Below are 8,600 nucleotides of genomic sequence, written 5' to 3' on the forward strand. Positions count from 1 at the left end.
AGCCCCTCGCCGCCCAGGCGCTGCCCAGCGCACCCGAGCCCCTGGCGGCCGCGGAAACCCCGACCGGCCCGCAGTTCGCCCTGCTGCCCGACCCGCAGGCCGCGCAGCAGCATGTGATGTACGTGGACGATGACCAGGCCCTGGTCTTTCTGGTGCAGCGCCTGCTGCGCCGGCGCGGCTACCAGGTCAGCGGCTTCACCGATCCGCACGAGGCCATCGAGGCGCTGCGCGCCGCGCCCCAGGACTGCGACCTGCTGGTCACCGACTACAACATGCCCGGCTACAGCGGCATCGACCTGGTGCATGAGGCCCTGTCCATCCAGCCGCAGCTGCCCATCGCGCTGGCCTCGGGCTACATCACCACCGAGATCGAGCAGGCCGCATTGGCTGCAGGCGCCAGGGCCCTGGTCCACAAGCCCAACGACGTGGAAGAGCTGTGCGCCACGGTGCACAGGCTGCTGAATGAGCGGGGAACGGCTTGACCCCTGAGCAACGCGATGGCGGCGCCAGTGCAGGTGACGGCGCAGGCGTCATCTGCCTGCACGAAGATGCCGAACTGCTGGTGCTGGACAAGCCCAGCGGCCTGCTGTGCGTGCCCGGGCGCGGCCCAGACAAGCAGGACTGCCTGAGCGCCCGCGCCCTGCAGCGCTGGCCCGATGCGCTGGTCGTGCACCGGCTGGACCAGGCCACCTCGGGCCTGGTGATCATGGCGCGCAGCCTGGCCAGCCAGCGCCTGCTGAGCGAGGCCTTTGCGCAGCGCCGCGTGCACAAGCGCTATGTGGCCGTGGTGGCAGGCAGCCCCGCCGCGCGGCAAGCCGGCGCATGGCAGAGCATCGACCTGCCGATTGCCGCCGACTGGGAGCGGCGCCCGCTGCGCATCATCGATGCCGTGCAGGGCAAGCCCAGCCAGACCCTGTGGCGCGCCCTGCCAGGCGCGCAAGCCACCGAAGTCCGGGATGCAATCACCACGCGGGTGCAGCTGCAGCCCGTGACGGGGCGCACCCACCAGCTGCGCGTGCACATGGCCGCGCTGGGGCATCCCATCCTGGGCGATGCGCTCTATGCCGATGCCGCCGTGCAGGCGCTGTCGCCGCGCCTGCTGCTGCATGCGCAGCTGCTGGAGCTGGCGCATCCCCTGTCTGGCGAGACGCTGCGTTTCGAATCCGCCGCGCCGTTCTGATCCATCGCAGGAACGCGCAAATCATCGCCACCGCGTACGTTGCTGCAATGCAACATTCAGCGTACGTGTTTCCCCTTCTTGCAGTTGGTCATATTGACTTCATGAAGCACCGTCAGGGTGCAGCGTCGGCATCAGCCGTTTTCTTCGGCCAAAACAGCCCCCGCCCGACGGCGCAGGCCGCGATGGGAGCCTTAGCGAAAAGCCTGTTGCCGCGCCAGCCCCGGGATACCCTGTTGCCATTGGTAACCAGGCGATTAACCTGTGCTTCTTTGCGCGGCTAGCCCCTACAGGAGCCACCGCGTTTTTCAGAACGCTTTACCCAAAGTTGAAGGAAGTACTCATGAGCATTCCGTTCCGCATGCACACCGTCGTCGCCGCCCTGGGTTTGGCTGGCGCCGCCCTGTTCTCCACAGCGCATGCGCAAATCAAGATCGCCATGGTGGTTCCCACCACCGGCCCGCTGACGCAGTACGGCGACATGGTCAAGGAAGGCGTGAACACCGCCGTGGAAATGGCCAATGCGGCCGGCGGCGTCAACGGCAAGAAGATCGAGCTGGTGTCCGTCGATGACGCCTGCGAACCCAAGCAAGGTCCCGTGGCCGCCAACCGCGTGGTCAACGCCAAGATCGGCTACGTGATCGGCCCCGTCTGCTCGGGCGCATCGATTGCCGCAGCCCCGATCTACAACAACGAAGGCGTGGTCGTGGTGACCCCCTCGGCGACGTCCCCCGCCCTGACCGACGGCAAGAACTACCACTTCATCTTCCGCACCATCGGCCGCGATGACCAGCAGGGCCCGGCCGCCGCCAAGTTCATCCTGGAAAAGGCCAAGCCCAAGAAGGTTGCCGTGCTGCACGACAAGCAGTCGTATGGCCAGGGCATTGCATCCTCCGTACGCGACGACCTGAAGAAGGCCGGCGTGGAAGTGGCCCTGTTCGAAGGCATCAACGCCGGCGACAGCGACTACTCCGCCGTCATCACCAAGCTCAAGAGCGCCGGCGTGGACTTCATCTACTACGGTGGCTACCACCCCGAAATGGGCCTGCTGCTGCGCCAGGCTTCCGAGCAGGGCCTGAAGGTCCGCATGATGGGCCCCGAAGGCGTGGGCAACCCCGAAGTCAACGCCATCGCCGGCAACGCCGTCGAAGGCATGCTGGTGACCCTGCCCGCAGACTTCTCGGCCAACCCCAAGAACGCTGCCGTGGTCAAGGCCTTCAAGGACAAGAAGCGCAATCCTTCGGGCGCCTTCCAGCTGACCGCATTTGCCGCCACGCAAGTGCTGCTGGACAGCATCAAGGCCGTGGGCGACAGCCCCGCCAAGGTGGCTGACCACCTGCACAAGTCCAACTTCGAGACCGTTCTGGGCTCGGTGGGCTGGAACAAGCAGGGCGACCTGAAGTCCTTCGACTTCCAGGTGTTCGAATGGCACAAGGACGGCAGCAAGTCGGTCGCTGCCAAGTAATCCCCCTCCGTCTGACTGACCGGGGCACGCATTCGGCGTGTCCCGGTCGTCTGCATCCTGGCCTTTTAGGCCTTTTCCTGTTTTGGGGCGGCATTACACCATGTCAGAACTCTTACCTCAGCTGATACAGCAGCTGTTCAACGGACTGTCCCTGGGCGCCATCTATGCCCTGATCGCCATCGGCTACACGATGGTCTACGGCATCATCGGGATGATCAACTTCGCCCACGGCGACATCTACATGATCGGGGCCTACATCGGCCTGGTCACGCTGTCGGCCATAGGCACGCAAAGCGGCCTGCCGGTGTGGGCCATCATCGGCCTGATGCTGGTGGTCTCGGTCTTCGTCACCGGCGTCTATGGCCTGGTGGTGGAGCAGGTGGCCTACAAGCCGCTGCGCCGCAGTCCCCGCCTGGTGGCGCTGATCTCGGCCATCGGCATGTCCATCTTCCTGCAGAACTGGGTGGCCCTGGGCCAGGGTGCGCGCGACATGGCCGTGCCCTCGCTGCTGCCGGGCGCGCTGCGCTTCGGTGCCGAAGGCGGCTTCGAGATCTATGTGCCCTACTCGCGCATCCTGATCATCGTGGTGGCCATCGTGCTCATGGTGCTGCTGACGCTGTACATCCGCCACTCGCGCATGGGCCGCGCCTCGCGCGCCTGCGCCCAGGACATGCACATGGCCAGCCTGCTGGGCATCGACACCAACCGCGTGATCTCGTTCACCTTCGTGCTGGGCGCCATGCTGGCGGCCGTGGGCGGGGTGCTGATCGCGCTGGCCGTGGGCAAGCTCAACCCGTTCATCGGCTTTCTGGCCGGCATCAAGGCCTTCACGGCCGCAGTGCTGGGCGGCATCGGCTCCATCCCCGGCGCCATGCTGGGCGGCGTGCTGCTGGGCGTGGCCGAGACCTTTGCGGCAGCCTACATCTCGTCCGAGTACAAGGACATCGTGGCCTTCGGCCTGCTGGTGCTGATCCTGCTGTTCCGCCCCACGGGCCTGCTGGGCAAACCTGAAGTGGAGAAGGTCTGATGAAAACCAAACCCACTTTGAACCTGCGCGACGCCCTGATCGCCACGGTGATGACGGCCGTGGTCGTCACGCCCATCTTCGGCCTGCACCTGGAACGCGCCGGCACCCGCACCATCATCAACCCCGACTGGACGGTGGTGGCCTGGGCCTGCGCCCTGGTCTTCCTGGTGCAGCTGCTGCGCCCGCTGATCGCGGCGAAGATGCCCAAGGTCTCGCTGCCCTCGCTGCCGCAGGCGCGCCCCAGCCACCGCAACGGCCTGATGCTGGCGGCCCTGCTGATCGCCGTGTCCTGGCCCTTCTTTGCGGGCCGCAACGCGGTGGACATCGCCACGCTGGCCATGATCTACGTGATGCTGGGCCTGGGCCTGAACATCGTCGTGGGCTTTGCCGGCCTGCTGGACCTGGGCTTCGTGGGCTTCTACGCCGTGGGCGCCTACACCTATGCGCTGCTCTTCCACTGGGCCGGCTGGTCCTTCTGGGAAGCGCTGCCGCTGGCCGGTGCCGCTGCCGCGATGTTCGGCTTCGTGCTGGGCTTTCCGGTGCTGCGGCTGCGCGGTGACTACCTGGCCATCGTGACCCTGGGCTTTGGCGAGATCATCCGCCTGCTGCTGGTCAACCTGACCAGCATCACGGGCGGGCCGGACGGCATCTCCAGCATCCCCAAGCCGACGGTGCTGGGCCTGGAGATGACGCGCACCCCCTCCACCGAGGGCGGCACGACGTTCCACCAGTTCCTGGGGCTGGAGTTCAGCTCGCTGCACATGGTGATCTTCCTGTACCTGATGGCGCTGCTGCTGGCCGTGGTCACGCTGTGGATCTCCAACCGCCTGGTGCGCATGCCCATAGGCCGCGCCTGGGAGGCACTGCGCGAGGACGAGATCGCCTGCCGCTCCCTGGGCCTGAACCCCATGAAGATCAAGCTGTCGGCCTTCACGCTGGGCGCCATGTTCGCCGGCTTCGGCGGCGCCTTCTTCGCGGCGCGCCAGGGCATCGTCAACCCCGAGTCCTTCACCTTCATCGAGTCGGCGCTGATCCTGTCCATCGTGGTGCTGGGCGGCATGGGCTCGCAGCTGGGCGTGATCATCGCGGCCATCTTGCTGACGGTGCTGCCCGAGCTGGCGCGCGAGTTCTCCGAGTACCGCATGCTGATCTTCGGCCTGGTGATGGTGCTGATGATGGTCTGGCGCCCGCAGGGCCTGCTGCCCATGCGCCGTCGCCATGTGGAGGTGCGCTCATGAAGCATGCCGACACCATGATTTTTGGGACAACAGATAGCAGCAAGGGCCGGCAATGAGCGAGTATTTGCTAGAAGTCAAAGACCTGTGCATGCGCTTCGGCGGCCTGCTGGCCGTGGACCACGTGGGCTTCAACGTGCGTCCGCAGGAAGTGTTTGCCATCATCGGCCCCAACGGTGCCGGCAAGACCACGGTGTTCAACTGCATCAGCGGTTTCTACCAACCCAGCAGCGGCTCCATCGCGCTGGACGGCAGCGCCATCGAGGGGCGCAGCAGCCACCACGTGGCCAACCACGGCGTGGTGCGCACCTTCCAGAACGTGCGCCTGTTCAAGTCCATGACGGTGCTGGAAAACCTGCTGGTGGCACAGCACCGCCGCTCCGGCGTCAACCTGCTGTCGGGCCTGTTCAACACGGCGGGCTACCGCCGCAGCGAAGAGGAAAAGATCGAGAGCGCCCTGCACTGGCTGGACGTGATGGGCCTGCGCGAGTTCGTCAACCGCGAGGCCGGCAACCTGGCCTACGGCCACCAGCGCCGCCTGGAGATCGCGCGCTGCATGATCACCAAGCCGCGCGTGCTCATGCTTGACGAACCCGCCGCCGGCCTGAACCCGCAGGAGAAAAAGGACCTGCAGGGCCTGATCGACCAGCTGCGCCGCCAGTACGGCATTGCCGTGCTGCTGATCGAGCACGACATGGGCCTGGTCATGGGCGTGTCCGAGCGCATCCTGGTCATGGAGTACGGCAAGCCCATCGCCATGGGCCTGCCGGATGCCATTCGCAACGATGAACGGGTCATCAAGGCCTATCTGGGAGAAGCCTGATGCCTGCCATGCTGCAACTGGAGAACATCTCCACCCACTACGGCGCCATCTGCGCGGTCGACAGCGTCAGCCTGCACGTCAACCAGGGCGAGATCGTCTCGCTGATCGGCTCCAACGGCGCCGGCAAGACCTCGCTGCTGATGACGGTGTGCGGCAACCCGCGCGCCAGCTCGGGCCGCATCTCGTTCGAGGGCGAGGACATCACCCAGCTTCCTTCGCACCACATCATGCGCAAGGGCATTGCGGTCTCGCCAGAAGGGCGGCGCATCTTCTCGGACCTCACGGTCACCGACAACCTGAAGATGGGCGGATTCTTCCTGGACAAGCCGCAGATCGAGGCCGGCATCGAACATGTGTTCGGCCTCTTCCCGCGCCTGCGCGAGCGCGCCCACCAGCGCGCCGGCACCATGTCGGGCGGCGAGCAGCAGATGCTGGCCATCGGCCGCGCGCTGATGAGCAAGCCCCGCCTGCTGCTGCTGGACGAACCCACGCTGGGCCTGGCGCCGCTGATCATTGCGCAGATCTTCGAGATCATCCAGACCATCCGCGCCGCTGGCGTCACGGTCTTCCTGGTCGAGCAGAACGCCAACCGCGCCCTGCAGATCGCCGACCGCGGCTATGTGCTGGAGACCGGCAAGGTGGTGCTGGAGGACACCGGCGCCAACCTGCTGACCAACGACGCCGTGCGCCGCGCCTACCTGGGCGCCTGAGCGCCTGCGCGCCCGGCAAAACGCCGGCAATACTGCACGCCGGCACTGAACGGAGGCCTGCCATTCGGCGGGCCTTTTCATTTCAGAGCCCGCGAGACCTCACACCAGGCCGCGCTGCTTGAGCAACGCCCAATGCGCATCCGGCAGACGGGCCTTCATGGCCTTCAAGGGATCGACCTCGCCCGTGTTGTCGGCAAAGGCCACCACGAAATCATCGGTCACGGGCAGGCCCGCCTGCCTGACCATGCTCTCCAGCAAGGGCAGCATGTGCCTGAGCACCCGCATGGCCGAGGCATTGCTTTGCTTCATCTCCATCAACTGGCCATGCAGCAGGCAGGCTTCGCCTAGCGCCTCATCGGAGAACCAGTGCTCATCGGCCTCGCCCATGCCGCGTATCTCGTCCGGCGCCCACAGGTAATACGGAATCTCTTCACCACGCTCCAGCACCGCGCGCCGATAGGATTCGCGCCCCCAGACCAGAAAAGGCGGCCAGGCTGCAGTCAGGTCCTCATGCGTGTAGCAAAGCAAAAGACCGTAGAGCGGTTCGCCGCGTGGGATCTGCTGCAAGGCCGTGGCCAGTGACTGCTCCAGCAGCTGCTGCACACGCGCCTCGACGGTCTTCAGCGTCTCGCCCCTGGGCAGGCGCAGGTAGAGCAGCCTGTCGGCACCCGGCTCGGGCTGGCCCTGGGTGTCCAGGTATTGAAGGTGGATGCGATCCAGAACGCCGTCCGCGCCATGCACGAACACATGCCGCGTGAGCCAGGGCTTCTCACGGGTTTCCCAGTTCCGGGTCACGCTGCACTGCAGTTGCCGGCCGTCGTACTCATAACGGCTGTCCATGCCACGGTAGCCAAGGTGCATGTGATGGGCGACCAGCCGCCCCTCCTCGTAGCGGCTTTGGCTGACGGAATCGATGCTGCCGCCTCCATGCCACGACACGGTTGTGCGCTGGCCGGGCGTGTACAGGCATACCTGCTCGCGCGCGTTGGACCGGCATTCGATGACGATACGGCCCTGGGCATCAAAGCCGTGGTGCACATGCTTTTGCGGGTCTGCCCGCCCATCGCCGAGCCAGCGTGCGGCAGGGCCGCCGAACAGCTCACGGGCATAGGGTTCGTCAAAGCTCATGGAGTCGGACGCCCAGCGCCAGCTTGCGACCTGGCTGCGGATCTCGGCCCTCAATCGCTCCGAGGCCTCGGCACCGCTGAATTTCGAATACAGGGCCTGGATTTCTGAAGGGGAATTCATGTTCAAGCGAGATGCATGCGCGCGGAAAAAACCATTCTTGCATGGTGCTCCAATCCCGCTGCCGCGATTCTGGAAGTGGTCTGGCCGTGCTCCCTGGATTGTGCTGCCGGCCCTCGCATGGCAGCGCTATAAATGCAGCTTCGCCCAAGAATGACCACCCGCAAGGCCGCCCATGAACGCCCCCGCCCCCCATGACATGCTGCAACCCCTGGCCATCGACGTGGTGTCCGTGCAGTCCCAGGTCGTCTACGGCCGCGTTGGCAACAACGTGGCCATGCCCACGCTGCAGGCCCTGGGACTGGCGGCGGCGGCCGTACCCACGGTGGTGTTCAGCAATACGCCGCACTATCCCAGCATCCACGGCGGAGCAATTGCCGCCGAGTGGTTTGCGGGCTATCTGCAGGACCTGGGCGCGCGCGGCGCGCTCGGGCAACTGCAGGCCGTGCTGGCCGGCTACCTGGGCGGGCCGGACCAGGCCGGGCTGCTGGCGGACTGGGTGGCGGGCCTGCTGCAGCAGCGCCCCGGCCTGCGCGTGGTGGTGGACCCGGTGATCGGCGACCACGACAGCGGCATCTATGTGGACCCCGCCATGGTCGAGGCCTACCAGCGCCACCTGCTGCCCCTGGCCGACGGGCTGACACCCAACCATTTCGAGCTGGAACGGCTGACCGCGCGCCCTGTGCACGGCATGGACGATGTGGTCCAGGCCGCACGCAGCCTGCTGACCGGCCGCACGCAGTGGGTGGCCGTGACCAGCGCGGCGCCCGAGCTGGGCGGCGAGCATGCACTGCGCATGCGCGTGGCGCTGGTCACGCGCGAGGACGTGCATGTGGTCACCCACGCGCGCGTGGATGCGGTGCCCAAGGGAACGGGCGACTTGTTCAGTGCCGCGCTCACCGGCCACTGGCTACGCGG

At 66.3% G+C, this 8,600-nt stretch carries 9 protein-coding genes; 8 read left to right on the forward strand and 1 reads right to left on the reverse strand.

From position 1 onward, the window contains the following. From L995_RS22030 to L995_RS22060, 7 genes are all read left to right on the forward strand, one after another. Positions 1-482 (forward strand): response regulator (locus L995_RS22030; RefSeq protein ID WP_047473720.1); only part of this gene is annotated, 482 nt, incomplete at its 5' end. Then, entirely contained in the window at positions 479-1,180 is a 702-nt protein-coding gene (locus L995_RS22035; protein ID WP_047473721.1) for an RluA family pseudouridine synthase, read from the forward strand. The genes L995_RS22030 and L995_RS22035, both read left to right, overlap by 4 nt. 340 nt (positions 1,181-1,520) lie before the next feature. Beyond that, positions 1,521-2,642 carry a branched-chain amino acid ABC transporter substrate-binding protein gene (locus tag L995_RS22040; protein ID WP_016446333.1) on the forward strand — a complete coding sequence of 374 codons (1,122 nt, stop codon included), beginning with the start codon at positions 1,521-1,523 and terminating at the stop codon, positions 2,640-2,642. 100 nt (positions 2,643-2,742) lie between these two features. After that, on the forward strand, positions 2,743-3,669 hold the full coding sequence (gene livH / locus L995_RS22045; RefSeq protein WP_016446334.1) for a high-affinity branched-chain amino acid ABC transporter permease LivH: 927 nt from the start codon (positions 2,743-2,745) through the stop codon (positions 3,667-3,669). Continuing rightward, positions 3,669-4,907, forward strand: coding sequence for a high-affinity branched-chain amino acid ABC transporter permease LivM (locus L995_RS22050; protein ID WP_016451503.1), 1,239 nt, complete (start codon positions 3,669-3,671; stop codon positions 4,905-4,907). Before livH ends, L995_RS22050 begins: the two co-directional genes overlap by 1 nt. 52 nt (positions 4,908-4,959) lie before the next feature. After that, positions 4,960-5,727, forward strand: coding sequence for a high-affinity branched-chain amino acid ABC transporter ATP-binding protein LivG (livG, locus tag L995_RS22055; protein WP_016446336.1), 768 nt, complete (start codon positions 4,960-4,962; stop codon positions 5,725-5,727). An 8-nt stretch (positions 5,728-5,735) separates the two neighbouring features. Then, positions 5,736-6,437: an ABC transporter ATP-binding protein gene (locus L995_RS22060; RefSeq protein ID WP_026062223.1), complete on the forward strand. Its 702-nt coding sequence runs from the start codon at positions 5,736-5,738 to the stop codon at positions 6,435-6,437. Positions 6,438-6,536: 99 nt separating this feature from the next. Here the strand turns inward: L995_RS22060 and L995_RS22065 are convergent, their stop codons facing one another. Next, positions 6,537-7,685 (reverse strand): hypothetical protein, encoded by a 1,149-nt coding sequence (locus tag L995_RS22065; RefSeq protein ID WP_047473722.1) that lies wholly within the window; start codon positions 7,683-7,685, stop codon positions 6,537-6,539. A gap of 172 nt (positions 7,686-7,857) precedes the next feature. On the opposite strand from L995_RS22065, the gene pdxK reads away from it, so the two are divergent. Beyond that, a partial coding sequence (gene pdxK, locus L995_RS22070) for a pyridoxine/pyridoxal/pyridoxamine kinase (protein ID WP_047473723.1) occupies positions 7,858-8,600 on the forward strand: 743 nt, incomplete at its 3' end.

This window comes from Delftia sp. ZNC0008, assembly GCF_000799035.1.
Lineage (GTDB): Bacteria > Pseudomonadota > Gammaproteobacteria > Burkholderiales > Burkholderiaceae_C > Comamonas > Comamonas tsuruhatensis.

Bases quoted from the DNA above. Each gene is read 5' to 3' on its own strand.
- L995_RS22040 (WP_016446333.1), top strand. From the start codon at position 1,521: ATGAGCATTCCGTTCCGCATGCACACCGTCGTCGCCGCCCTGGGTTTG.
- livH (WP_016446334.1), top strand. From the start codon at position 2,743: ATGTCAGAACTCTTACCTCAGCTGATACAGCAGCTGTTCAACGGACTG.
- L995_RS22050 (WP_016451503.1), top strand. From the start codon at position 3,669: ATGAAAACCAAACCCACTTTGAACCTGCGCGACGCCCTGATCGCCACG.
- livG (WP_016446336.1), top strand. From the start codon at position 4,960: ATGAGCGAGTATTTGCTAGAAGTCAAAGACCTGTGCATGCGCTTCGGC.
- L995_RS22060 (WP_026062223.1), top strand. From the start codon at position 5,736: ATGCTGCAACTGGAGAACATCTCCACCCACTACGGCGCCATCTGCGCG.
- L995_RS22065 (WP_047473722.1), bottom strand. From the start codon at position 7,685: ATGAATTCCCCTTCAGAAATCCAGGCCCTGTATTCGAAATTCAGCGGT.